The organism is Ruegeria sp. BC7 (genome assembly GCF_056539165.1).
Genome location: NZ_JBQFUL010000009.1, coordinates 1 through 24,471 on the forward strand (window position 1 = coordinate 1; position 24,471 = coordinate 24,471).

At 54.9% G+C, this 24,471-nt stretch carries 18 protein-coding genes; 5 read left to right on the forward strand and 13 right to left on the reverse strand.

Annotation, left to right across the window (positions count from 1 at the left end; genetic code table 11):
• Window positions 1-278 precede the first annotated feature (278 nt).
• Complete coding sequence (locus ACR0KS_RS17490; protein WP_170485920.1) at window positions 279-1,346, reverse strand: ParB N-terminal domain-containing protein; 1,068 nt, start codon at window positions 1,344-1,346, stop codon at window positions 279-281.
• Window positions 1,339-2,724: an AAA family ATPase gene (locus ACR0KS_RS17495; protein WP_170485919.1), complete on the reverse strand. Its 1,386-nt coding sequence runs from the start codon at window positions 2,722-2,724 to the stop codon at window positions 1,339-1,341. Before ACR0KS_RS17495 ends, ACR0KS_RS17490 begins: the two co-directional genes overlap by 8 nt.
• 579 nt (window positions 2,725-3,303) lie before the next feature.
• Between ACR0KS_RS17495 and ACR0KS_RS17500 the strand changes: the two genes are divergently transcribed.
• The gene (locus ACR0KS_RS17500) at window positions 3,304-4,563 is read left to right on the forward strand and encodes a replication initiation protein (protein ID WP_170485918.1); all 1,260 of its coding nucleotides are present in this window, start codon (window positions 3,304-3,306) and stop codon (window positions 4,561-4,563) included.
• A 15-nt stretch (window positions 4,564-4,578) separates the two neighbouring features.
• On the opposite strand, the gene ACR0KS_RS17505 is transcribed toward ACR0KS_RS17500, so the two are convergent.
• Both ACR0KS_RS17505 and ACR0KS_RS17510 read right to left on the reverse strand, forming a co-directional pair.
• Entirely contained in the window at window positions 4,579-6,885 is a 2,307-nt protein-coding gene (locus tag ACR0KS_RS17505; protein ID WP_170563336.1) for a Tex family protein, read from the reverse strand.
• A gap of 64 nt (window positions 6,886-6,949) precedes the next feature.
• Window positions 6,950-7,972, reverse strand: a complete 1,023-nt coding sequence (locus tag ACR0KS_RS17510) for an Ldh family oxidoreductase (protein WP_170485916.1) — start codon at window positions 7,970-7,972, stop codon at window positions 6,950-6,952.
• Between the two features lie 183 nt (window positions 7,973-8,155).
• Here ACR0KS_RS17510 and ACR0KS_RS17515 point away from each other — a divergent pair, with 183 nt between their 5' ends.
• Complete coding sequence (locus ACR0KS_RS17515; RefSeq protein ID WP_170563333.1) at window positions 8,156-9,238, forward strand: helix-turn-helix domain-containing protein; 1,083 nt, start codon at window positions 8,156-8,158, stop codon at window positions 9,236-9,238.
• Here the strand turns inward: ACR0KS_RS17515 and ACR0KS_RS17520 are convergent.
• On the reverse strand, window positions 9,211-10,101 hold the full coding sequence (locus ACR0KS_RS17520) for a LysR family transcriptional regulator (protein ID WP_170485914.1): 891 nt from the start codon (window positions 10,099-10,101) through the stop codon (window positions 9,211-9,213). The genes ACR0KS_RS17515 and ACR0KS_RS17520 overlap by 28 nt on opposite strands.
• Before the next feature lie 105 nt (window positions 10,102-10,206).
• Between ACR0KS_RS17520 and ACR0KS_RS17525 the strand changes: the two genes are divergently transcribed.
• Window positions 10,207-11,091: a phytanoyl-CoA dioxygenase family protein gene (locus tag ACR0KS_RS17525; protein WP_170559553.1), complete on the forward strand. Its 885-nt coding sequence runs from the start codon at window positions 10,207-10,209 to the stop codon at window positions 11,089-11,091.
• Between the two features lie 8 nt (window positions 11,092-11,099).
• On the opposite strand, the gene ACR0KS_RS17530 is transcribed toward ACR0KS_RS17525, so the two are convergent.
• The gene (locus ACR0KS_RS17530) at window positions 11,100-12,404 is read right to left on the reverse strand and encodes a UDP-glucose dehydrogenase family protein (RefSeq protein WP_170559551.1); all 1,305 of its coding nucleotides are present in this window, start codon (window positions 12,402-12,404) and stop codon (window positions 11,100-11,102) included.
• A gap of 158 nt (window positions 12,405-12,562) precedes the next feature.
• Between ACR0KS_RS17530 and gmd the strand changes: the two genes are divergently transcribed.
• On the forward strand, window positions 12,563-13,687 hold the full coding sequence (gene gmd, locus ACR0KS_RS17535) for a GDP-mannose 4,6-dehydratase (protein WP_170485911.1): 1,125 nt from the start codon (window positions 12,563-12,565) through the stop codon (window positions 13,685-13,687).
• Window positions 13,688-13,697: 10 nt separating this feature from the next.
• Window positions 13,698-14,675, forward strand: a complete 978-nt coding sequence (gene fcl, locus ACR0KS_RS17540) for a GDP-L-fucose synthase (RefSeq protein WP_480693286.1) — start codon at window positions 13,698-13,700, stop codon at window positions 14,673-14,675.
• 33 nt (window positions 14,676-14,708) lie between these two features.
• Here fcl and ACR0KS_RS17545 read toward each other — a convergent pair whose 3' ends face one another.
• From ACR0KS_RS17545 to ACR0KS_RS17575, 7 genes are all read right to left on the reverse strand, one after another.
• Entirely contained in the window at window positions 14,709-15,785 is a 1,077-nt protein-coding gene (locus ACR0KS_RS17545) for a DUF2793 domain-containing protein (RefSeq protein WP_170485910.1), read from the reverse strand.
• Window positions 15,786-16,112: 327 nt separating this feature from the next.
• Window positions 16,113-17,006: a UTP--glucose-1-phosphate uridylyltransferase GalU gene (gene galU / locus ACR0KS_RS17550; RefSeq protein ID WP_170416057.1), complete on the reverse strand. Its 894-nt coding sequence runs from the start codon at window positions 17,004-17,006 to the stop codon at window positions 16,113-16,115.
• Window positions 17,007-17,321: 315 nt separating this feature from the next.
• Window positions 17,322-19,127: an ABC transporter ATP-binding protein gene (locus tag ACR0KS_RS17555; protein WP_170563330.1), complete on the reverse strand. Its 1,806-nt coding sequence runs from the start codon at window positions 19,125-19,127 to the stop codon at window positions 17,322-17,324.
• A gap of 1 nt (window position 19,128) precedes the next feature.
• Entirely contained in the window at window positions 19,129-20,058 is a 930-nt protein-coding gene (locus tag ACR0KS_RS17560) for an ABC transporter permease subunit (RefSeq protein WP_170416053.1), read from the reverse strand.
• Window positions 20,059-20,068: 10 nt separating this feature from the next.
• The gene (gene oppB, locus ACR0KS_RS17565) at window positions 20,069-20,992 is read right to left on the reverse strand and encodes an oligopeptide ABC transporter permease OppB (protein ID WP_170389023.1); all 924 of its coding nucleotides are present in this window, start codon (window positions 20,990-20,992) and stop codon (window positions 20,069-20,071) included.
• 66 nt (window positions 20,993-21,058) lie between these two features.
• Window positions 21,059-22,687, reverse strand: coding sequence for a peptide ABC transporter substrate-binding protein (locus ACR0KS_RS17570; protein WP_170416051.1), 1,629 nt, complete (start codon window positions 22,685-22,687; stop codon window positions 21,059-21,061).
• Between the two features lie 399 nt (window positions 22,688-23,086).
• Window positions 23,087-24,322, reverse strand: coding sequence for a lytic murein transglycosylase (locus tag ACR0KS_RS17575; RefSeq protein WP_170485908.1), 1,236 nt, complete (start codon window positions 24,320-24,322; stop codon window positions 23,087-23,089).
• Window positions 24,323-24,471: the final 149 nt, after the last annotated feature.

Genomic DNA, 24,471 nt, shown 5'->3' on the forward strand with positions numbered 1-24,471 from the left:
CTGTCCGTTCAAACAATTCGCTGAGTTGGCTGCCTAGTTTCGTTGCAATCGCCAAGACAGTTCGGTCAGCTCAAAACTTTGCAACAAAGCCCGACCAACACTCGGTTGTTGGCAGGCCCAACATTCCACATACAAGCCCTCGCTGAGAATAACGGTCATTATATGGCAATTTTGCTCATTACATGTGAGTTCGGCTTGAAAGTCCAATTTGGGCTCTTGGCAGAATGCTTCGCTAGCTTGGCATCACTTGCATTGGTAAGGTAGGTTTCGCAGCGAAACTAGCTTAGGTGAACCGCAATTTGACGAAGGAGTTCTTGTGCATCGTCAGTTGAAACATCCTCCAAGCGAACTCGAATTCGCACTTCAGTCGCGGTTAGTTCACCCGCGACATCCCCCCCTCCCGGAAGGGCGACTGGCTTCAAACGCTTCACCTGCTGCGGCCGACCTCCACGCGCTTTGTTTTTGACCGGTTCTGAGGTTGATTTCAGCGCCGCTTCAAGCAATGCCCATTCCTCTCTTGGCTCAAGCACCCCTGCCCCGGCCAATACCTGGCGCAACATGGGTTGCGCACCTGCTCTCAATGCTGAGGCCAACTTCAGGCCAGCCTTTTCTGTGAGAACAATGGGGTGTTGAAGTAGATCTCCTAGTGCCTCATGCACGACCGCGAAACTTCGTACTTTTGAACGTTTTGCCTTGGAAGATGCGGCAAACAATACGTCAACAGCGCTTTCGGTTGAATCGAAAACGCCCTGCCCTGCCGCCAAAACAGCAATGCGGCCCCTCTCATAGGGGCTCAGGTTGGACCGAAGTTCATTTTCCTCGACCATCGAGACATACGCACTTTGACCCGAATCTGCTTCTCGCACGAAAGCCGGAATCTCGGAAAATCTCGAGTCGGTTTCCGCCAATTTACGGAATGCACCCAGCCTTCTAAAACCTGAGATCAAGCCATAGCCGTCACCATCTCGGGCTACTTCGATCGGAGTTCTCAGGCCATGAACACGCAACGATTCCAAGAGTTCGTCCATGGCCTCTTCATCTTCGACCATTCGATCTCTGCGGATAAAATCTTCGTCAATCGCGGATAAGGACAGCATCTGCGCAATCAGCCCCGCGTCCTGAGCATCGCGCCACCGCTCGGCATCCCCTTGGTCCTGAGCCAGAGCAACACGATCTGTTACTGAAGCCATACCGTTGAGGGAAGCGGCCTCGGCAGCAACCTGCGCGATAGGGGGAGCGGCCCCTTTTGCATCGAAGGGATTCATGGACGGTTTCGCCGCGAAACCAGCCTCTAATTGCTCGAGCTCGGTTGTATCTGGGGCTGTCAGCCTTCTGCGTTTAGCCATCTTGCTTTCCCTCCATTTGAGCGTCGCGCCACCAGCATCCGATCAGCACTTCCTTGAATTCCGCGTAGGTCCTATCGAAGGTTTCTCGACCACGGACATAAGTGTCACGGTTGAAGTCACGATAATCAGCCTCGTAAATTCCATTAACCTGCTCACCGGCCTGCCCGACCAAAGCCGTGTAATCTTGCCGGTATGCATTCATGAAGTCGCCAAAATAAGCTTGAATAACATTGGCCATGTCCGTCTGCTGACTGGCGTCAAACCGAGTTATAATTGCCCGAACAACATCCCACTCGAATTTGAGCTCTGGAAGCCCCGCGGCGCGTTGTGCTGCATTCTCGCCATCCTCAATGCTGGCAAAAGTAGTATAGAGCATGTCGAAGAAGCGGCCTGTTGAATCAAACTCAAGAAACGACGCACCAAGCGGCACTAGCAAAATATCGGCCGCGGCAAGGGCGTTGATTGTTAGGTACCCAAGTGCAGGAGGGGTATCGAGAAAGACGATATCGTAGTCATCCAAGACGCCATCATCGTGAAGGAAGTTCGTCAAACCATCCCATAGTGGCCAACTCCTTAGCCCCATTCTCCATACAGGTATTTGGAACTCTGCCCAATATAGGTTCAACTGTGCGCCCAACAAATCTATGTTGGGCCAGTGGGTTTTTTGGATAACATCACCAGGAGTTGTTTTCAGAGCTTCATTCAAAGTCTCATCCAAAGGAATCTCGGCTTGCCCCGCCGCATTTCGCACTCGATTCTCTTCTTGCACAGCCTTTGCGTAATCTTTTGCTATCAAGGGGAAAACGGTCTGCCATTCATCCGCAACACTTCCCCCAAGTATTGACGTCATGGATCCCTGACTATCCAAATCGACCACCAATACCCGATACCCGTCCAGAGCAGCAGACATCGCCAGATGCGCTGCCGTAGACGTTTTCCCTACACCGCCCTTAAAGTTGGCTACCGCGACCACTTTTGCAGGCAACCCTTCAGGTCTGTACGGCAAATACTCCTTAGTACTTACTCCCTCGGCCGCAAAATGCTTGCGTAGTAACAACACTTCTTCAAGTGAAAACCATTTTGAGCCTGTTTCACCTTCTCCTTGTGGTAAATCTGGATTGGCTTTCAAAACACGCCGCAAATGCGCTGGCGCCACTGGGATTAGGTACTTTGTTATCTCCCAAATCGAAAACCGGCGAAGTCTCTTTTCACCGTCTGGAGCATATCCTCTCCGAGCTAGGTCCTCTCGGCCTTTAGCGCAAAAAGCAGCAGCTTTGGCGAATCGAGTCGTTCCGATAGGATCAGGCAACTTGCCAGCAGACGTTCTGGGGTCGAGATTCAGGTACGGCGGTAGATGAGGTTGGTTGGTTTTTTTCACTGTCGGTGCCTCGGGTAATGTTCGCCTTTGCGACGTATGTATAACAATATAACGCACATTTTTACCTGAGGCTATCTCAAGAATGGCTAATTCTAGAAGAAAGTGCTTTCGGTGTCTGGTTTCGTGGCGAAACTGATTAAAAATCCAGAATTGGACACAACAAAACGTTTAATTTGTTTAGTTAGTTTAGACTCTTTGTGACCATTTTATTGTTCGAAAACAAAAACATAAATAGACTAAGGTACCTGGTTTCGGTATGTAGGGTACCTGTATTCAGGATCAAAGGCACCCGTATACAGGGCTAAACGGACCAAGAGTCAGTATGACGAGGCCCGATTCTCAGTATTCTTGGAGATCATCGAAAAAAGACCCTGAATATAGGTTTTTCGAGATGCTGGTAGCGTCCATTACACGCGTATCGACTCTCTACACATGCCTTTCCGAGGGTAGCTGGATTCGATTTGCTTAAAGGTACCCATTCACGGGAGGGGGCCAATCCTGTATTTGGGCACCCAAAATAGATTGATGCGCAGGTACCTTTCGTGTCAGAAATGTCTAAACGAGCAGTCAGGCAGAATCATGCCGCAAACTAAATTGGATATGGATAACCTTTCCGGTGCGCTGCGCCGCGAGACGGTCAAAAAGAACGTTGCTGCTATTCACATTAGCGGTAAGCTGACGCTGCTCCAACGCAAGCTGTCAAATGTACTTCTGCTTAACGCATATGATACGCTGACATCTGCCGCAACGCATACAATTGATGCTCGTACCCTGGCGTTGATGGTTGGCTACAATTCCAACGACTTCGACACATTACGGTCCAGTCTGCGTGCTTTGGCCGAAACCGTAGCGGAATGGGATATGTTGGACGAACAAGGCAGACAGGAGTGGGGTGTTTCGTCACTACTAAGTTTTGCCAAGCTAAAGAACGGTGTCTGCGAGTACGCCTATTCTCCTGCGTTGGCGCAAAAGCTCTATGATCCAAAAATCTATGCTTTGATCAATGTCCAGATCCAGCGAAATTTCAGTTCAGGTCACGGTCTGGCACTCTATGAAAATTGTTACCGCTTCGTAAGGACTGGTTCCACAGGTTGGTGGACATTGGATGTGTTCAGAAAGCTCATGGGGGTGGATGGAAGTGACTACTACAGCAGCTTCAAACACCTGAATGCCAAGATAATAAAACCTGCGGTTGCCGAAGTGAATAAGAGCTCGGACATCCTCATTGAGCCCGAGTTCCAAAAGAAGGGGCGCACAGTCACCGATATAAGATTTCGAATAAGGGGCAACCCGCAAAAAGCGATGTTTGAGATCGATGACAGTGACGGTGTTCGTAATCTCCCTGTGTACAAAGCTCTGCGACAGCAAGGAGTGTCTGACAGATTGGCCCGCCAGTGGATCGCCGAGCATGGTGAAACTTATGTTCAGCAAAAGATTGACTACATGAAAGGGCAGGGGGCTGTTAAGTCCACTCTCGGGTATCTGTCAGCAGCGCTTAGAGACGACTATCAAGCCCCGACTGAGGAAAAGGCATTGCCTCCGAGTCCCGAAGCTATTGAAGCTGCTCGACTGAGACAGGAAAAGAAGGCTCTGGAAGACCGGGAGTACGCGGCTCGGTCGGCGGAGCGTTCAGAAAGGTCCAGAAAGCTCTCCATCGTTGAAGAGTTGGTTTCGCGGCGAAACCCTACTCAGAAGGATGCAGACAAACGTCTGTTTTTGGCCGGCCTAGATAATGACCTGGACCGAGAGCATTTCAGAGCACACGGGTGGCGATCGGGTCTGAACGCCACCAGAATCTTTGAATTCTGGGAGGAGTTGGAGCCCGAAGCCTTTGATTAGGTCGAGCTGGCAAGATCAGCGGTTCTTCATCGCCGACTTTAGCGCATCGCCTAACGCGCTGTAGTGTGCATTTTTGCCAAATTTTGACCGTTGCGATCCCTTCGTCCCGGGTGCGGTTTGACTCTTCAACCGATCATGCGTTCCGAGTTTTTTGCTGCCTGTCGGCTTTCCATCCTTCCGCATGCTCAGTCCAATTCGCTTTCGACTAACATCAACCTCAACCACAGTGACCTTCACCACTTGCCCGGTTTTGACGACTTCGTGCGGATCTTCGACGAATCGATCGGCGAGTTGACTGACGTGGACCAATCCATCCTGGTGGACCCCAACGTCAACGAAAGCACCAAAGGCTGCAACGTTGGTCACTGTTCCTTCCAACGTCATACCTGGTTTCAGATCGGAAATATCTTCAACCCCATCTGCGAACGAGGCTGTCACGAAGCTTGGCCTCGGATCACGGCCGGGCTTCTCCAATTCAGAGAAAATGTCCCGAACAGTGGGCAAACCGAAGGTGCCATCCACGAATTGTTCGGCGCGCAATCCTTTTAGTGCACCTTCCTGGCCCATTATTTGACGAATGTCCCTCCCACAGGCCGCGACCACACGCCGAGCGACTTCATATGCCTCGGGGTGAACTGAAGACGCATCCAAAGGGTCTGCTCCGTCTCGGATACGTAGAAAACCAGCGCACTGCTCATACGCCCTCGGGCCAAGCCGTGAGACTTTCAAAAGCTCTTTCCTCGATTTAAACGCGCCATTTTGATCGCGGTGGGCAATAATGGCCTCGGCCAGCCCGGGGCCCAGGCCCGAGACATGTGAGAGCAAAGGGGCAGACGCGGTGTTCAGATCAACGCCAACAGCGTTCACAACATCCTCAATTACAGACTCCAGCGATTGCGACAAGCGATGCTGGTCAACATCATGTTGATATTGGCCAACGCCGATTGACTTCGGTTCAATCTTGACCAGTTCCGCCAGAGGGTCCTGCAAGCGGCGCGCAATTGAAACCGCGCCTCGCAGTGAAACGTCCAGATCGGGAAACTCTCGCGCGGCAAGTTCGGATGCAGAATACACAGAAGCCCCAGCCTCTGACACAACGACTTTGGTGGGGACTTTCGTCGATTTCGGCAACAGCTTGAGTGTATCTGAGACAAGCTTTTCTGTTTCGCGGCTTGCAGTTCCATTGCCTATCGCAATCAATTCAATTCCATGTGCCGCAACAAGGCTCAGAATTGCATGCTGCGCACCCCGTAGATCGTTTCGCGGTTGGAAAGGGTAGAGCGTATCCGTTGCCAAAACTTTTCCGGTCGCGTCAACCACTGCCGCTTTGACACCGGTCCGAATTCCTGGGTCCAACCCAAGCGTTGGTTTTTCCCCTGCGGGCGCTGCAAACAGTAAGTCCTTGAGGTTGCGAGAAAAAACCTGAATGGCATCCTCTTGGGCACGACTTCTCAACTCTGCCATAAGTTCGACCATCATCGACAAAGACAACTTGACCCGCCAAGTCCATCCGGCCACCTTGCGCAGCCAAACATCACCAGGTGCTTCCGTGCGGGTGTGTAGATGCGCCGCCACGATCGCCTCCGCCCGTGCGGCACCTGTTTCAGGGTCGGGCGCGATGTCCAACGTCACGATGCCTTCCTTCGAGGCACGCAACATGGCCAGTGCCCGATGAGATGGAGTTTTTGCCCACTGTTCCGAATGGCTGAAATAGTCGCTGAATTTCGCGCCCTCAGTCTGTTTGCCGTCAACGACTTTGGATGACAGCAATGCCTCTTTCTGCATAAATGTCCTGAGCTCACCCAGCAGCACAGCATTTTCTGTTAGCCGCTCGGTTATAATATCCCGCGCACCGTTCAGTGCGTCTTTGGGTGTCGCGACGGCCTCTGTCAGATAATCCCGAGCGAAGGTTTCCGGATCGGCGGCCCGATCCTCAAGAATTGCGTCGGCTAGCGGCTCAAGTCCGTTTTCCCGCGCAATCATCGCTTTGGTTCGACGCTTGGGTTTGTACGGCAGATAAATATCTTCCAACTGCGCCTTGGTATCCGCGCGTGAAATGGAACGCGCAAGATCCTCGGTCAATTTCCCTTTATCCTTGATCGAGTTCAGGATCGTCTCGCGTCGTGCGTCCATTTCCCGAAGGTACGTTAGACGGTCAGAAAGGTCGCGCAGTTGGGTGTCATCCAGCCCGCCTGTCGCCTCCTTGCGATAGCGAGCCACAAACGGGACAGTCGCACCTTCGTCCAGCAGCTTGACCGCTGCACCGACCTGTTCCGGGCGGGCGTTAATTTCAGTTGCGATAGTGCGGGTAATGCGGTCCAAGGGGGTCTCCTGAAAACGTTTGGAAAACCTTCTTAGCCAGCCACCTCAGCAAGTAAAAGAGGGGTCAAATCTGATGGGCGAGCGCTTGCAGATCATCATACAGAGATTTTGAGATTTCGACATAGCCGCGTGCCGCGTTCCGGGCGCGTGCCTCAAACCTTCGTTGGGACGGCAATCGAGCGCCCTGGTCGGTTATGTCAGCAAACAGACGCTCGGCCCGAGCGTCGTTTTCATGGATCTTTCCATCGCTGAATTGGGCTGGGTCAAAGGCCAGAATGATCTCGCCATGATAGGGGGCACCCCCTGTACCATCAGCGAATTCCATGCTTTCAAGACTGGTCAAATCGTCGATTAGCGGACCGGCCAGCAACTCGATCATGATTGACAGGGCAGAGCCCTTATAGCTGCCAAAGGTCAGCATCGCCCCGTCCATTGCAGCTTGGGGGTCGGTGGTCGGGTTTCCTTCACTGTCAATCGCGACACCCTCGGGCAACGGTTTTCCTGCGCGACGATAAAGCTCGATCTCGCCGCGCGCAAAGGCGCTTGTGGCGAAGTCAAAGGTAAACGGGTCTTTGTTCTGGCGTGGCCAGCTAAAGGCCAGGGGATTTGTGCCCAGGCTTCCGCGTGTCCCTCCGGCTGGCGCAACCCATGAATGGCTCGGTACCATTGCCATTGCAGCCAGCCCAGCAGAGGACAAACGTTCCACTTCGGGCCAGAGCGCAGAGAAATGAAAGCAGCGATTGATAACCATCGCCGCGATTCCGTGTCTGCGGGTTTTGTCTATCAAGACGGGCAGGGCGCTTTGGAACGCCAGCAGAGACATGCCGCCCTGCGCGTTCACTCGTACGATTGCCGTGTCAGACGCGGTAACCGCGGGTTTTGCCATGCCGTCGATTTTTCCGGATTTCATCGTGTCTGCACACATGAACAGGCGGAATAGCCCGTGGGATTGGCAGTCGTCGAACTGACATGTGATCAGGGTTTCCGCGATGGCCTCTGCATGGTCGGAACCAAACCCTGAACTGGTCAGTACAGTCAGGCACAGGTTTCGGGCTTCATCCGCTGTTAATTTGACCGTTTCGCTCATGCCCTGTGTCTCTCTCATTGCTTTGTGACAAGGGATAGCGCGGTGGGGTAGTCAAAGGGAACTACATAATTTTGGACAATGCGAATTTGTCTGGCCGTGCTGTCCAGAGGTTTTGCCGGCCGCTTTCGTGGTGCCACAGAAAATGCCTTGTGAACTGGTTGAAATAGCCGAATTATACCGGTCATGACTTCAAACTCTGACAGGCCAGGTCAAGACGAGGACGACGAAACACTCGGTCCTCCCAGTATCTATGATGCTGACCCGCCGGAGGATGAGGATCTGTGGTTCATGCCGTTTGACGGCGAGGCAGAACCTGAGGACAACTTTCTGCCGCCCGGACCAAGGGCGGACCGCCGCCTGTTGTTTGATCCGCGAGACTGGCGTGCGGCTCAGGCTGAATTGTCATACGAATTGGCGGACCTGGCTGCGACATTCGGCGCGTTGGACGAACGTCTAAGAGCTGGTCCAAGAGGGTGGACCCACCGGCTTGCCCTTATGGATGTGTCGGATCTTGGGTGGTGGACGGGTGATCGCATCAGTGTTGATCGACTGGCTTTGTGGACCGGGCTGAGAATTGGCGCGACCGGTGATGACGTACAGGCGTTGTTCCGTGCTGGCTGGGCAGTGCGTCGTTTGACCTCGGGTGCTGGTCCCTCGGAAGGGGGATGGAGTACAGGTCTGACCGCGTTTCTGGATCGCATGGCACAAGGTCTGGACGATGTGCCCGAAGCGGTTGCTGACTTGGCCGAAGTGTTGGGCACTACCGAAGGTTTGCATCCGGTCACGCAGGCCGCGATTGGATTTCATGCGTGGCGTGCCTTTTCCGAGGGGGTTGGACAGGACACCGAGGCCGCGATCATAGCAGCAAGGCATGGCGCAACGATGGGCCGTGGCGGAGCGATGTTCATGCCTTTGGCTTTGTCCGGACCCGGTGCTCTGCGCGGTGTGGGTGCACCTGATGAAAAACTTTCCGCGTGGATCAGGGGGGCAGGACAGGCGGTTTTGGCAGGTCTGTTGCACCTTGATCGTGTGAACGCATGGGAGCAGCGCGCACGGGAGTCCATCCACGACCTAAGCGGACGCACGCCACCCTTGTTGATTGATGTTCTCAGGTCATGGCCAATGGTTTCAGCACCTCTGGCGGAGGAGTTGACCCAAGCGTCCCGGGCTGCAGTTCAACGCAATATCGCTCGCTTTACCGACCGTGGCTTGATCCGCGAAGTGACAGGGCAGGGGCGTTACAGGGTCTGGACGGCCGCGCTGTAGTCCATGATCCAATCGCGAAAGGCGCGGGCAGGGGGGCGAAGGGCCGAGCGTGACTGGTATATTAGGTGATACGCCTCCTGGCCCGGAACCGTGACATCTTCCAGACATGGGACAAGACCGGACAACGACATGATCCGGTCAGACGCCGGGGCGCGGGCCAAGGCAATGCCACCTCCGCTGGCGGACAGCTCTGCTGCCATGATCGAGTTATCGGCGAAGAAGTACTTGGCTTGCCCCGCTGGTAGTCGAAGGGTTTCAAACAGGTATGGCCAGCTTGCGCGGTGGGTGGATACCTCGATGAGTGTGAATCTGAACAAGTCTTGAGGCTCATTTATCTGGGCAGCCACTTCCAGAGGCGCAACAGGGTAGAGCTGCTCGCGAAACAGCTCGTCGCCTTCCGTGCCAAACAAGGATGGGTTTCCAAAAACGACCTGGAGGTCAGTGAACCGGTTGGCAAAGTCCAAGGTCGCGTTTCCGGTGGTTAGAGACAAGTTGATCTGGGGATATGACCCATGAAAATCCGGCAAGCCTGCTGCCAATATCCCATGCGCAAACAACAGCACGGATTGAACATAAAGCCGTTGTTCGCGGGTTTCCCCAAACAGTCCGGTCGTCGCAGTTTCAAGCATCAAAAGGGATTGCTGAACCGAAGGTAAATAGGCACGGCCAGCTTCGGTCAAGGTGACGGAATGTGGGTGTCGATGGAACAAGGGTGTCCCAAGCTGCGTTTCCAGCGCCTTGACCTGTTGGCTGACGGCTGCGGCCGACATGTTCAATTGCGTGGCCGCGCGGGAAAAGCTTTCGGTTCGCGCGGCTGCTTCAAACACGCGCAGCCAATTCAGGGAGGGGATACGGGTTGCCATGTGAAGCAGGCTAAGCTGAACTTAGTCTAACGGGCAAGAGTTCGCGTTCTGCCGATATCGAATTCTGCTTTAGCCTCTCCAATCATGCATCGGGGAGGAACGCGCATGTCTGATCAAACCGCTAAACACCAGTCCACTTTGACCCAGGCGCAATCGGCCCGGTACTGGGAAGACGGCTTCCTGTTTCCTCTAAGTGTATTTTCCGAGCAAGAAGCGTCCGAGATACGCGCCGAGTTTGAAGGGATTGAACGTGACTGGCGAGAAGCGAATCTTCCGCTGCCGTTGAATACATACAAGCGGGTGAACGCGCATCTCGTCATGCCCATCGCCGCGCGCATTGCGCTGGACGCCCGCGTTCTGGATGTGGTTCAGGGCGTCTTGGGGCCAGATATCATGGTCTGGTCAGCCGAGTTCTTTGTCAAAGAGCCGCACACCAAGCACACAGTCGGCATGCATCAGGACCTGACATATTGGGGTATGGGCGAAACACCGGATCAGGTGACCGCGTGGATTGCGCTGTCGCCCGCAACCGTGGAAAGCGGATGTATGGATTTTGTGCGGGAAAGCCACAAGAATCCAATTCTGCCGCATAACGATACGTATTCGGAAACCAACCTGCTGTCGCGCGGACAGGAGATCGCCGTCGAGGTCGCCGATGAAGACAAGACCCACATCGAATTGAAGCCCGGACAGATGTCCTTGCACCATGGGCTGACGATACATGGCTCAGGCCCGAACCGGTCAGATGACCGGCGAATTGGTCTGGCGATCCGATATCTAAATCCGAATGCAAGGCAACTGGTCGCTGAACGGGATTACGCCATGCCAGCGCGAGGCCGGGACGCACAAGGTAATTTTGTACATGTGGAACCCCCGAATGGGTTGTTCTCGAATGAGGCTCTGACCTTGTATGAGCAAGTCCGACAAGATCAAAGCAAGGCATTGGCGCAAGGCGCTGACAATTCGGTTCCGCTTTATGCCGCGACCTGAGCCGAGGATTACCGGCCGACGCCAACGTAGCTTTGAAAACCTGCTTTCTTGGCGGCCTCTTTGGAATAGATGTTGCGCAAATCGACCATCCGGGGCGATTTCATTGCTGATGCCAGTTCAGGCAGGTTGAGCGCGCGGAATTCATTCCATTCGGTCAGCAACACAACAACATCGGCTCCTTCAGCGGCAGAGTAGGGGTCGTTGTGCCACTCAACGCCGGGCAGCAGAGCCTCGCCTTCTGCATGACCTTGCGGGTCTACGACGCGAACCTTCGCTCCTCCGCCGATCAGGGCGGGCACGATCGTCAATGACGGCGCATCGCGCATGTCGTCCGTGTTGGGTTTGAAGGTGACGCCAAGGATAGCGACAGTTTTTTGATTAAAACGATCGTCGCAGGCGTCGCGAATCTTCTCGATCATCCGCTTTTTGACCCCCTCATTCACGCGAATAACCGTTTCGGTGATTTGCATGGGATACGCGTGTTCTTGTCCGATCCGAGCCAGAGCAGCGGTGTCCTTGGGGAAACAGGAGCCTCCGTAGCCGGGGCCGGCGTGCAGGAACTTGTTCCCGATCCGGCCGTCCAACCCTATGCCGCGCGCAACCTCTTTGACATCTGCATTCACACGTTCGCACAGCCCCGCTATTTCATTGATGAAGGTGATCTTGGTCGCCAGAAATGCGTTCGCCGCATATTTTATCATCTCGGCGCTTTCCAAATCCGTTGTCAAAATCGGAAAATCCCGCAGATAGAGAGGGCGATAAATCTCGGCCATGACTTCGGCGGCACGATCGTTTTCAACTCCGACGACAACTCGATCAGGTCGCATGAAATCGTCAATCGCCGCACCTTCGCGCAGGAATTCCGGATTCGAGGCGACGTCGAAATCGGCGTCGGGGTTGGCACCAGAAACAACCGCGTGAACCTGTCGGTTCGTTCCGACCGGGACCGTCGATTTGGTTACAATAACGGTATAGCCGGTTACGGCCCGTGCAATTTCTTCAGCAGCAGCCATGACATAAGTCAGATCAGCATGCCCATCCCCGCGGCGGGTTGGAGTACCGACTGCAATAAAAACGGCATCCGCCCCGTCCACGGCAGCGGCAAGATCAGTGGTGAAAGTCAGACGACCCGCAGCCACATTCTTGGCCATCAGCACATCAAGACCGGGTTCATATATCGGTATGTTTCCAGCCTTTAGTGTCTCGATCTTCTGGGCGGCTTTGTCGACACAAACCACGTCATGACCGAAATCCGAAAAACACACACCCGACACCAAACCGACATATCCGGTCCCGATCATCGCTATACGCATTTTTCATTCCCTTTCTCCGAAATGCCGGACTTGGCGCGTGCTCGCTCAGGAAAGTTCCGCTGCTTTCAGCGCATGCAGACGACCTTGGCTTGCAATCCGGGGTATCTTGCTGTTTCTGAGAGTGCAATCAGCCAGATTGAGTTTTGTGGAACACGACAATGACAAAAACTGCACTAATAACCGGTATCACAGGGCAGGATGGGTCATATCTGGCCGAATTTTTGCTTGAGAAGGGCTATGAAGTTCACGGTATCAAGCGTCGGGCGTCCTCGTTCAATACCCAACGTATTGACCATATTTACCAAGACCCGCATGTCCCCAACCCAAGGCTGCACCTGCATTATGGTGACCTGAGCGATACATCCAACCTGACTCGAATCATTCAGGAGGTTCAGCCGGACGAGGTATATAACCTTGGGGCGCAATCTCACGTTGCGGTTAGTTTTGAATCGCCCGAATACACGGCCGACGTGGACGCGATCGGCACTTTGCGGTTGCTGGAAGCCATCCGGTTTCTTGGTCTGGAAAAGAAAACCCGTTTCTATCAGGCGTCGACATCCGAACTGTATGGTCTGGTTCAGGAAACCCCTCAGCGTGAAACCACGCCGTTTCACCCGCGTTCGCCTTATGCCGTTGCCAAATTGTACTCTTACTGGATCACGGTGAACTACCGCGAAGCGTATGGCATGTATGCGTGCAATGGAATCTTGTTCAATCATGAAAGCCCGCGCCGGGGTGAAACCTTTGTGACGCGCAAGATTACACGCGGTCTGGCAAATATCGCGCAGGGTCTCGAAGAGTGTCTGTACATGGGCAATATCGACAGCCTGCGGGATTGGGGCCACGCCAAGGACTATGTGCGGATGCAGTGGCTGATGTTGCAACAGGATCAGCCCGAAGACTTTGTGATCGCGACCGGCGTTCAATATTCCGTTCGGCAGTTTATCGAATGGTCTGCTGACGAGCTGGGTGTCTCGCTCGAATTCACAGGCGACGGCGTGGATGAGATCGCCACCGTCAAATCTGTTCGCGGTGACAAGGCTCCGGCGTTGAAACAGGGTGACGTGGTCATGCGCATTGATCCTCAGTACTTCCGCCCAGCCGAAGTCGAAACCCTGTTGGGCGACCCATCAAATGCCAAGAACAAACTGGGGTGGGAACCCGAGCTGACCGTTCAGGAAATGTGTGCCGAGATGGTGTCGGAAGACCTTAAAACAGCCAAACGCCACGCGCTGTTGAAAGAGCATGGGTTCGATCTCCCTGTCAGTCTGGAAAATGGCTGAGGTGGGGCGCGTGCGCAAAATATACGTTGCCGGGCATCGCGGTATGGTCGGGGGCGCAATCCTGCGCCGCCTACAGGACCGGCAAGCGGCGGGTGAAGCGCTTGAGTTGATCACGCGCACACATTCCGAACTTGATCTCACCGATCAGGCCGCAGTGCGTGATTTCATGCAGGCGGAACGCCCCGATGTGGTCATTCTCGCGGCTGCCAAAGTGGGTGGAATTCACGCGAATAATACATATCCCGCTGACTTTATTTATGAAAACCTGATGATCGAGTGCAACGTCATTCATCAGGCATTTGCCGCAGGCGTTACCTCTCTGCTGCAACTGGGTAGCTCGTGCATCTATCCGCGTGCTGTTGCACAGCCTATGCGCGAAGACGCCTTGCTGACCGGCGTGTTGGAGCCGACCAATGAGCCTTACGCAGTGGCCAAAATTGCCGGGATCAAACTGTGCGAAAGTTATAACCGCCAGCATGGGGTCGACTATCGATCGGTCATGCCCACAAATCTTTATGGACCCGGTGATAACTTTCACCCGGAAAACAGCCACGTTCTGCCCGCTTTGATCCGCCGTTTTCACGAGGCAAAGCAGGATGGTCTGGACGAAGTGGTGATTTGGGGATCAGGAAAACCACGCCGCGAATTCCTTCATGTAGACGATATGGCCGAGGCGTCGTTGTTTGTGCTCGACCTGCCGCGGGATGTTTACCAAGCGAACACTCAGCCCATGCTCAGCCACATTAACGTTGGCTGCGGTGAGGATGTATCCATCGCTGAACTGGCAGCGCTGGTGGCGAAAACGACAGGCTTCACTGGGCGGATTACGCAAGATGTCAGCAAGCCGGACGGGACCATGCGCAAATTGATGGATGTATCCCGGCTTGCTGATATGGGCTGGCGTTCTGAGGTCAGCCTTGAGGACGGTATTCGCGAAACCTACGCGTGGTTTCTGGATCAGGCCGAATCCGAACTTAGATCTAAGTAGTCGCCCAAACCAAGCGTTGGGCGAAACTGAAACTCAATTCCAACGACCGATCGCGGTGACCGTCGGAGCGCGGGGCGTTGTGTCGGACGCAGTGGAAAGCACTTTGTAGGAGACTTCAGTTTCGGTCGGGGCGTCGAATCCCAGGAACCGGCTGGTGCTGCTGCCGCTGCCGCTGACAGATGGTGTGGACCCGGAAGCAAACGCAATCGGAAAGGCCCAAACCTCTGATCCACTGGCGAACAAGGCCCCTTCGCTGGTGGTACAGTCAACCAGCCCAAGGACGGCGGTGCAGATCTGAGTTCCGTCCGCAAACCGGATATATTCCGCGTTGGGTGTCGTTCCGCGTTCGATGACAGCCCCGGTTGGTACGCCGCCACTTGCGGATACTGTGCCTAGCAAATTTCCGGGTCCGTATCCGAAATCCGCTCTCATCAAGCGGCCGGGGGTTGTGTCATCGGGGCTGGCCTGAATCGCCGCGCCGCTGGCAAGTGCGGTCGAGGGGTCAACGCTAAGTGCCTCGGTCCATGTGCCGCCGTCAGGTGAGACCTTGATGGAAAATCCTGTACTACCCGACAAACCCATCTCGGCGTGTCCTGTCCAGTTCGACTGAAACAGCAAGGAGGCGGTGTCAGCAGCGCTTGCCTTGTTGATTTTCAACTGATGCCCAGCTCCGTCGTGGCTGAACAAAGAGGCCGATGAACGCACAGACAGTCGGTTCGTCTCGTCGAAAACCGTCGCGATGCCCACACCGTTCAGATTCTGAGAAACGATAGGAGCGTCAATCCACTCGGCACCGTCCCATACAATCAGGCGGTGCTGGCTTTCGTCCCAAGCGCGCCATCCCGTGGCTGGTGTTGTGAAGTGCCACGCATTGTCCAGCCAAGCGGCCAGCTTTCCATCCTGACCGGCCCATTCCCCCGTAGAAGCAACGCCCAAGGCATAGACATCGCCTTGATCAGGGGCTGCGGGCGGATTGGTTGCTTCGGTTGACGAGAGGCTTAGTTGGACGATCAGATCCAGTTGCCGCAGGGCTTCGTTGTGGGTGACATGTTTCTGGGCTTGCGAGGGTTGAATGAACGGCAAGTCCAGTCGGGGCGAATTCTGTGACATGGTTGTCCTCCTGTGGCTGTCGCGCTGACATGTGTCGCGGGACACACTGGGCCGAGACGGATTAAACCGTTCTGATTGATGCGCACGCGCAGGAAGGATTCTGCTAATCCTTCTGATTTGCTTGGAAGGTTTCCAATCAAAGACAGAAAATTGGACCAATTCTGATCAGCATCGCCATTCGGCACTGAGCCTGACAATGAAGATATTGACTGACAATCGTGGGGGAAGTTTTTGTCAAAAGGGACGCGGTAGTCCGCGCCCCCATTGCGAGTTGAAGGTCTCTGTGGCGCTAGCCTTAGGCAAGTAGCGCGTTAAACGGCGGACACCTTACTGGGCCGCTTTATCTGCAGAGATAACTTCGTGAAGGTATTCGCGCAGGTCGTCGCGCAAATCTGGGCGAGAAAGCGCATAGGCGACGGTCGCCTGGAGGAAACCGGATTTTGAGCCGCAGTCAAATCGCTGACCTTCAAACTTGTAGCCAAAGACCGGAACGCCGTTGCCGATGTCTTCGGCAATCGCGTCGGTCAACTGGATTTCTCCGCCGCTGCCTTTTTTCTTCTGGTTCAGGTTGTACAGAACCGACGGCCCCAGGATATAGCGGCCGATAACAGCCAGATTTGAAGGCGCATCCTCGGGGTTGGGCTTTTCGACCATGCCTCGCGTGCGCACGACGGATCCGATGTTTTCACCAACGTCCAACACACCGTACGAGCGGGTTTTTTCTGGTGGAACCTCCATGGCCGCAACCATGTTGCCGCCCGTTTCCTCATATGCCTCTACCATTTGCTGCAGGCAGGGTTTGTCGGCTGCGATTACATCGTCCGGCAGCATCACGGCAAAAGGTTCGTCCCCAATAAGACGCCGTGCACACCAGACAGCGTGACCCAGACCCAGCGCTTTATGCTGGCGAATATACGCAATCGCGCCGCTTTCCATGTTGGTTGCGTTAAGGGTTTCCAACAGATCGGTTTTGCCCTTGGACTTCAGTTCTTGCTCTAGAATGTGGTTGTGATCGAAGTAATCTTCGAGTGCAGATTTCCCACGCGACGTCACGAAAATGAACTCGGTAATACCGGCTGCGCGCGCCTCATCGATGGCATATTGAACAAGAGGGCGATCGACCAGGGTCATAATCTCTTTTGGAACCGACTTTGTTGCGGGCAAAAACCGGGTACCCAGTCCCGCAACCGGGAAAATCGCCTTGGTGACCTTGCGTGCCATGTTACCTCTCAAGTTAATAAATTATTGCCCGAAAATCATAATGCTTTCGCGGCTTCCTCTTAGGCTGTGCGCCCAAAATGATCAACGTCATTCGGCGCGGTAAACTGTGTCAGGAGAAATCGTGCCACTGTGAGGAATGGGAGTCAAAACGATCTGCAGCACCATGCAGCAGTGGAGCCTTACTTTAGCGCAGGAATGGAAACAATAATATCAATTGATGGGAAATTGATCGCTAAAATGTAGGCAATGCGGTCAATTTTTAGGCATAGTGAGAAGGAAGCCCAAAGCCAAAAGGCTGGCTCTGGGCTGGGTTGACTAGGCTTTGGCCATGATTGCCTCAAGCGGGTCGTGTTCAGCTACGAAATGATCAGGCTTTACCTCATTCAATTGAGGCACGTAATCCGTCTGCCCGGCAGATAAACGACTGGGCAAAAACCGTAGGGCAGCCTTTGGATCCATCGGAGACGGAAGCTCGCCCGGCAATTTCAGCCTCTGCCGACTGCGCTCTACATCCGGGTCCGGGATCGGCACGGCCGAAATCAACGACTTTGTGTACGGATGAATGGGGTCCGAACAAATGGTTTCACCATCACCCAGTTCGACGATTCGGCCGAGATACAGAACCATGATCCGATTAGATACGGCGCGAACCACGGACAGATCGTGGCTGATGAAGATCATCGACAGGCCAAACTCCTGCTGCAGTTCCCGCAGCAATTCGACAATCTGGGCCTGAATCGAGACGTCCAGCGCGGATACCGCCTCATCGCAAATGATCAGTTTCGGCTTGTTGATCATCGCCCGCGCGATTCCAACCCGCTGGTTTTGCCCTCCGGAAAGCTCATGCGGGTAGCGGTTGATCATGTTGGCCTTCAGGCCAACCCTCTCCATCATCTCGGCAACCATCTTTTTACGCTCCCGCTCGGTAAGGTCGGGGCGGTAGGTTTTAAGTGGTTCAGCGATCGAAGCTGAAATTGTCATCCGGGGATCCAGACTGGCCAGCGGGTCTTGGAACACGATCTGCAAATCCTTGCGGTACTTGTTCAGCTCGGCCCGTTTCAGCCCAACGATGGGGTGACCCAGCCAGCTAACATTGCCGCCGCTGGGTTCGATCAGCTGCAGTACGGCCCGCGCCAATGTCGATTTGCCACAACCCGACTCACCCACGACACCCAGGGTCTCGCCCTTGCGGATGTCAAAAGTCACACCATCAACAGCTTTCAGAGGTACCTTGCGACCAAACAAGCCGCCAGAGACGTGGATCGGGAAATGCACTTTGACGTCATCGACCTCAAGCAGAGGTTCTTCGGTCTTGCCCAGAGCCTTGGGTGCGTCCCCGGCATCGATGCGCGGCATCGCTTCCAGCAGGGTGCGGGTGTATTCGTGCTGCGGAGCGCGAAAGACTTCACGCGTCTCGCCAGCTTCGACAAACTGCCCCAGACGCATCACCTGAATTCGATCGCACATGCGGGCGACAACGCCCATGTCATGCGTGATCAGGGCGATGGCCGTGCCTTCGTCCTTTTGCAGGCGGACCATCAGGTCCAGAATGTCTGCCTGAACCGTCACATCCAGCGCAGTTGTCGGTTCGTCCGCGATCAGCAGTTTGGGACTGCACAGCATCGACATTGCAATCATGACCCGCTGACGCATGCCGCCTGACAGTTCATGCGGGTATTGGTCCAGACGTCGTTTCGCCTCGGGGATGCGAACGCGATCCAGCCACTCGAGGCATCGGGCGCGGGCCGCATTTCCCTGCAACCCTTCGTGGACCTGCAGCACTTCGCGCATTTGCTGACCGATGCGCAAATGCGGGGTCAATGCTGTCAGCGGATCCTGAAAGATCATACCAACATCGTCGCCCCGAATCTGGTTCAGCTTGTTAACGGGCAGGTTCAGGATCTCTTTGCCGTTCAGCAAGGCCGACCCGGTGGCGCGCCCGGCCGGAGGCAGCAACCCCATCGCAGCCATAAATGTCTGGCTTTTACCGGATCCGCTTTCGCCAACGATGCCGAGGCACTCGCCTGGATTGATGTCAAAGCTGATGCCCTTGACGGCTTCGACAACACCATCCGGTGTATCGAATTGCACACTCAGGTCCTTTACAGAAAACAGACTCATATCAGCGATCCTTCGGGTCCAGAGCGTCACGCAGGCCATCCCCGATGAAGAACATCGTGATGATGATGGCGACGTAGAATGTCAGGGGGAATATCAATTGCCAGAGGGTTCCGTAGCCCATAGTACCAGCACCCTCGGCGATCAGACGGCCAAGTGAGGTATAGGGTTCCGAAATTCCCAATCCAAGGAATGAGATGAAACTTTCGGTCAGGATCATCTCGGGCACCAGCAACGAGGCATAGACGATCACAACACCCAGCAGGTTCGGCAGGATGTGGCGATACATGATGGTGAACTCACTGACGCCAGCGGCGCGGGCGGCCTCGATGAATTCACGGTTCTTCAGGGTTAGTGTCTGCCCGCGAACGATCCGCGCCATGGTCAGCCACCCCACCGCGCCAAGAGCGATGAACAGCATGAAGAACGACCGGCCTGCCACGACCAGAAGCAGGATGATGACCAGCGTGGCCGGGATCGCCAGCAAGATGTCAACGAAACGCATCATGATGCCGTCGGTACGGCCACCGATATATCCAGCCGCAATCCCATAGCAGGTTCCCACGATCAGCGCGGTTGCGGCCCCGATCAGCCCCACCAAAAGCGACGTGGTGGTCGCCTGAATGACTCGGCTATAGAGGTCGCGCCCCAGATCATCGACGCCAAAGAAATGCCCGGTCTCGACCGAGGGCATCCCCATGCCCCGGACGTCACCCATGACGTTCCAGTCGATTTCTTCGTTGTTCCAGACGGCAAAATAAGGCCCGATAAGGGTGAACAGTACGATCAGACCCAGAATGAACAGACTGGCCATTGCAGCCTTGTTTCGGACAAATCGCATACGCGCGTCCTGCCAGAGCGAGCGGCCCTGAATAACCGTGTAGTCGGTGATATCCTCGGCCAGATGCGCGGCTTTTTGTGATTTTCCAAGCATAGCCGGCCCCTCAGTAACGAATTTTCGGATCGAACCAGGCGTAGGCCAGGTCGGTCAGCAGGTTTACCAGCACGGTCAGGACGCCATAAAGGATCGTGACGCCCAATAGCACGGCATAGTCTCGCGAAAGGGCGGACCCCACATAGGCTTGGCCCAACCCACCGGTTGAGAAGTAGATGTCGACGAAGACCGAACCGGTCAGAACGTAGACAAAAACCGGCCCAAGATAGGATACGACCGGCAGAAGTGTAGGTTTCAGCGCGTGCCGCCAAATGACGGTCCTTGTCGGTAAGCCCTTGGCACGTGCGGTGCGGATGAAGTTCGAGTTCAGAACTTCCAGCATCGAGGACCGGGTGATCCGTGCGATCGACCCCATGTAAGAGGTCGCCAATGCGATCACCGGCATGATCAGGTACTGCCATTGCCCGCCATTCCAGCCGCCCCCGGGCAACCAGCCCAGCCAAAGGGTGAAGGTCAGGATCAGGATCGGCCCCATGATGAAGTTCGGCAGCGCTTGTGCCGCGATCCCCAGACCAACTGCGAAATAGTCGATCCAGCTGTTGTGCTTGATCGCGGCGGCGATTCCAAGACTGACACCCACGGCAGTGGCGACAAGGAAGGACAGCGAGCCATAGGTCAGCGAGATCGGAAAGCCCTGCGCGATGATGTCATTCACGTCGCGGTCCTTGAACTTGAAGGACGGGCCGAAATCGAAATGCACGACGATGTTGTACAGATAGTCCCAAAGCTGTTTCCACAGCGGTTGGTCCAGCCCGTAGCGCGCCTCGATATTGGCCAGAACCGCCGGCGGCAGGGGCCGCTCTGACGTGAATGGCCCGCCGGGTGCGAAGTGCATCAAAAAGAAACTTGCAACGATCAGCAAAAGGATCGTTGGGACGGCGATCAGTAACCGCCGGACGATATAGGCAAGCATTTCATGCCCCCAAATATTGGCTTTGCCCCAAAGAAGTCTCCGGGGCAAAGCGTGATCAACAGATGATTACTCAGCGATTTTGTAGAGGTTCTTGGAATACCAGTTCTGCTCTACGTTATTGACCGGCCAGTTCCCGACATCGCTGTCCATCATGTAGACGCCAGCATAGTGATAGATCGGGATTACAGGGGTCTCTTGTGCGATGATCCGCTCGACCTCGGTGTACAGAGGTGCTGCGTCATCGGCGGTTTTGGCTGAAGCCAGAAGTTCATCAACCTTGGCGTTGTTGTATTTGCCGTCGTTGTAGCCGGAATCCGACTGCAGCAAATCCAGGAAGGTTGAGGCTTCGTTATAGTCGCCACACCAAGCGCCACGGGCCAGATCGAAGTTCTGGTTGCCGCGCTCCTCCAGGAAGATCTTCCATTCCATGTTGGCAAGTTCGGCGTTTACACCCAGTTTCTGCTTCCACATCTGGCTGAGCGCCACAGCGACTTTCTTATGAGCTTCCGAGGTGTTGTAGACCATCTCAAAGCTCAGCGGATTGTCAGGACCGTAACCTGCGGCAGCCAGCAGTTCCTTGGCCAGCTCGTCGCGTTCCTGCTGAGACATCGAGGCCATTTCAACTTCGGGAACCGTAAACCCGGCGGTTGCCTCAGGCGCAAAGGTGTAAGCCTGAGGCTGGCCACCTGCCATGATGTTTTCAGTGATGATCTTGCGATCTACGGCCAGCGACAGCGCTTGGCGGACATTCGGGTCCTTGAACGCTTCGGGGCCACCGTCGGACAGGTTGAACGTGTAGTAATAGTTGCACAGACGCGGGAAGCTGATGGCTTCGTCGGGGTGCTCTTTCTGAAGGCGTGGGAACTGACCTGCGGGAACCTCGGTGCGGTCCAGCTCACCGGCCAGATAACGGGTCAGGGCGACGTTTTCGTCGTTGATCACCAATGCGACAACCTTGTCGACGATGGTGTTGTCATTGTCCCAGTACATCTCGTTGCGCTCACGAACCGAGCGTTCCTGCGGCAGGTGTTCGGTCAGAACATATGCCCCGTTCGAGACGATGTTTTCAGGCTTGGTCCACGCGTCGCCGAATTCTTCGATGACTTTCTGCGGGGCGGGGAAAGTCGTGGAATGCGTGGTCATCTGCGCGAAATAGGGCAGAGGGGCGCTCAGCTTGACTTCAAGCGTGTGGTCGTCGATCGCTGTGACGCCCAGCTCATCCACTGGCTTGTCGCCTGCAATGATTTCGGCCGCGTTTTCAATCGACATCAGTTCCATGAACCATGCGTAAGGCGAGGACAGGGCCGGATCGACAGCGCGCTTCCAGGCAAAGACAAAGTCACCAGCGGTTACCGGGTCGCCGTTGGACCACTTGGCGTCATCGCGCAGGGTAAATGTGTAGACGTCTTTGGTATCGTTGGTGGTGAATTCGGTGGCTACGCCGGGAACCAGATTGCCGTCTTCGTCCTGATTCATCAGACCTTCAAACAGGTCGCGCACAATCTCGGCGCCCGATACGTCCTCGACGACCTGCGGATCGACCGAGCTGTGTTCGTCCAGAATACGATAGGTGAATGTCTGGTCATCCGCCAATGCTTCGCCTGTTTCAGGATGAGTGCCGGCGGCGAATGCCGCGCCGGTGATCATGGTCGAGGTCAGCAGCCCCGCCAGCGTTGTCCGAATGTGCTTGTTCATGTTTTTCTCCCATTTTTTGGCGGAAATTCGCGCGCGTTCGATCACGATCGCGGCGGGCCACCTTGTTTGCCCGACGTTGAAAGGGTTCTGAGCGGGTTCAAGTTCTGCTTCGTCAGATCGCAAGGAACACCGCGCGGCAGTCTTTCGGTTTTCAGTCGGGAACGCAGTTGCGAAAGTCGCCTTTCACTGACGCTGACGTTGGCATTATTTAAAAAAAGGTTAAAGCCTCTGCCTGCAAATTAGGCAGTTGTATGCGAATTGTGAAGAAAACCGGGGATTGCTGGAAATATTATGATGAAACTTGGCGGCTTCCAGACACATTTGTGAAAGGCTTCGATAAGGGATCGGTCGGTTACGCAAGGTAAGACTTTTTGGCGAGGGTGGCTCAAGCGCGAATCGCTAGGGTACCAATGCTGATTTCATGCTCTTGTCCGGGAAACATGTTGGCGATTGGCCCGTCGCCTGCTGCCAGCGTCCGATTGACCGCCGCGTCTTGAAGCCCGGTAAGCCATCCGCGCCGCCAACGTCATGGCCTTGCTGTTCCAGGGCGATTTGCATCGCTGCGATATCAGACCTGTAAAGATTTCCGACTTTGCCCCAACGCCCCTGGAAATCTCCGACACCGTATTGAATTCGATCACCGACATGTCCGACAAAAAGGGCGTAAAGATCGCTCTTGTTGTATTCTTTCAGCACATAGAAATTTTCGGTCACCAGAAATGCGGGACCATTTCGACCGGCAGGCATCATTAGGAAGCCTTGACCCGAAAGTTCATGCTTGGGAAAGGGTCTGCCAGAAACCCGCGAAATACCCATCTTGGCCCAGTCCTTGATTGGGCGCCCCTGATCCGGCCCTTCAAGGGCGCAAGATACCGAGCTGGGGACAGTGACCTCAAACCCCCAGTCGCGATCTGCGATCCAGCCATGTTGGTCAAGGTAGTTGGCTATGGACGCGATCGTGTCCTCGGGCGAAGCCCAGATGTCGGCGCGCCCGTCACCGTTTCCGTCCTTGGCATAGGTTAGAAAATTCGATGGCATGAACTGCGGCTGACCCAGCGCACCGGCCCAGCTGCTTTTCATCACCCCCGGAGGAGCATGTCCGGCTTCGGCAATCTGCAAGGCAGAGATCAGCTCGCTGGTGAAATAATCTGCTCGGGTGCTCATGAACCCTTTGGTCCCAAGAACTCGAAAAACATTGTGGCGGATTGGAACCTGACCGTAACCGCTCTCACGGCCCCAGATGGCCAGAACGATGCGTGACGGAACACCGGTTTTTGCCTCTACCCGAGAAAGCGTCGTTGCATGGCGTTGCGCCATCTGGCGCCCTATGGACGTGGCCCCTTGTACGGTGCCTGCCTTGAAGTATCGACCAGGTGACCCAAACTCTGCCTGTTTTTGCTGTTTGGGTATTTGGGCTGACCCTCCCGGAGGCACGAGATCGGGCAATTTCCAGTTAAGGGTCACTCCATCGAAAGCACGGTTCATCGTCTGCTTGGAGACACCCTTGGCTTTGGCCTGTGGCCATATGGTTTTAGTCAACCAATCCTGAAACTGCTGTTCGACCGCCCCGCGATCCAGGGCAGCCGCGTTCGTGGAAAGAAACAACAGGCCAAGGGTGAAAAGAAGCCAACGCATCGGAAAAAGGTCTCGCGCCCAAAAGAGTAAGTCAACAGTGCCGTTTTCCACGATTTGATTGTGCGTATTTCCGCGGTTGATCACACAAAGTGGCGAACAATTTCCGGTTTCGCAAAAAACCTTGAGAAAACTTGGAACTCTGCCGATAG

Excerpts from the sequence above, each read along its gene's own strand:
- ACR0KS_RS17490 (WP_170485920.1), bottom strand. The coding sequence starts at position 1,346 with ATGGCTAAACGCAGAAGGCTGACAGCCCCAGATACAACCGAGCTCGAG.
- ACR0KS_RS17500 (WP_170485918.1), top strand. The coding sequence starts at position 3,304 with ATGCCGCAAACTAAATTGGATATGGATAACCTTTCCGGTGCGCTGCGC.
- ACR0KS_RS17510 (WP_170485916.1), bottom strand. The coding sequence starts at position 7,972 with ATGAGCGAAACGGTCAAATTAACAGCGGATGAAGCCCGAAACCTGTGC.
- ACR0KS_RS17515 (WP_170563333.1), top strand. The coding sequence starts at position 8,156 with ATGACTTCAAACTCTGACAGGCCAGGTCAAGACGAGGACGACGAAACA.
- ACR0KS_RS17520 (WP_170485914.1), bottom strand. The coding sequence starts at position 10,101 with ATGGCAACCCGTATCCCCTCCCTGAATTGGCTGCGCGTGTTTGAAGCA.
- ACR0KS_RS17525 (WP_170559553.1), top strand. The coding sequence starts at position 10,207 with ATGTCTGATCAAACCGCTAAACACCAGTCCACTTTGACCCAGGCGCAA.
- ACR0KS_RS17530 (WP_170559551.1), bottom strand. The coding sequence starts at position 12,404 with ATGCGTATAGCGATGATCGGGACCGGATATGTCGGTTTGGTGTCGGGT.
- gmd (WP_170485911.1), top strand. The coding sequence starts at position 12,563 with ATGACAAAAACTGCACTAATAACCGGTATCACAGGGCAGGATGGGTCA.
- ACR0KS_RS17545 (WP_170485910.1), bottom strand. The coding sequence starts at position 15,785 with ATGTCACAGAATTCGCCCCGACTGGACTTGCCGTTCATTCAACCCTCG.
- galU (WP_170416057.1), bottom strand. The coding sequence starts at position 17,006 with ATGGCACGCAAGGTCACCAAGGCGATTTTCCCGGTTGCGGGACTGGGT.
- ACR0KS_RS17555 (WP_170563330.1), bottom strand. The coding sequence starts at position 19,127 with ATGAGTCTGTTTTCTGTAAAGGACCTGAGTGTGCAATTCGATACACCG.
- ACR0KS_RS17560 (WP_170416053.1), bottom strand. The coding sequence starts at position 20,058 with ATGCTTGGAAAATCACAAAAAGCCGCGCATCTGGCCGAGGATATCACC.
- oppB (WP_170389023.1), bottom strand. The coding sequence starts at position 20,992 with ATGCTTGCCTATATCGTCCGGCGGTTACTGATCGCCGTCCCAACGATC.
- ACR0KS_RS17570 (WP_170416051.1), bottom strand. The coding sequence starts at position 22,687 with ATGAACAAGCACATTCGGACAACGCTGGCGGGGCTGCTGACCTCGACC.
- ACR0KS_RS17575 (WP_170485908.1), bottom strand. The coding sequence starts at position 24,322 with ATGCGTTGGCTTCTTTTCACCCTTGGCCTGTTGTTTCTTTCCACGAAC.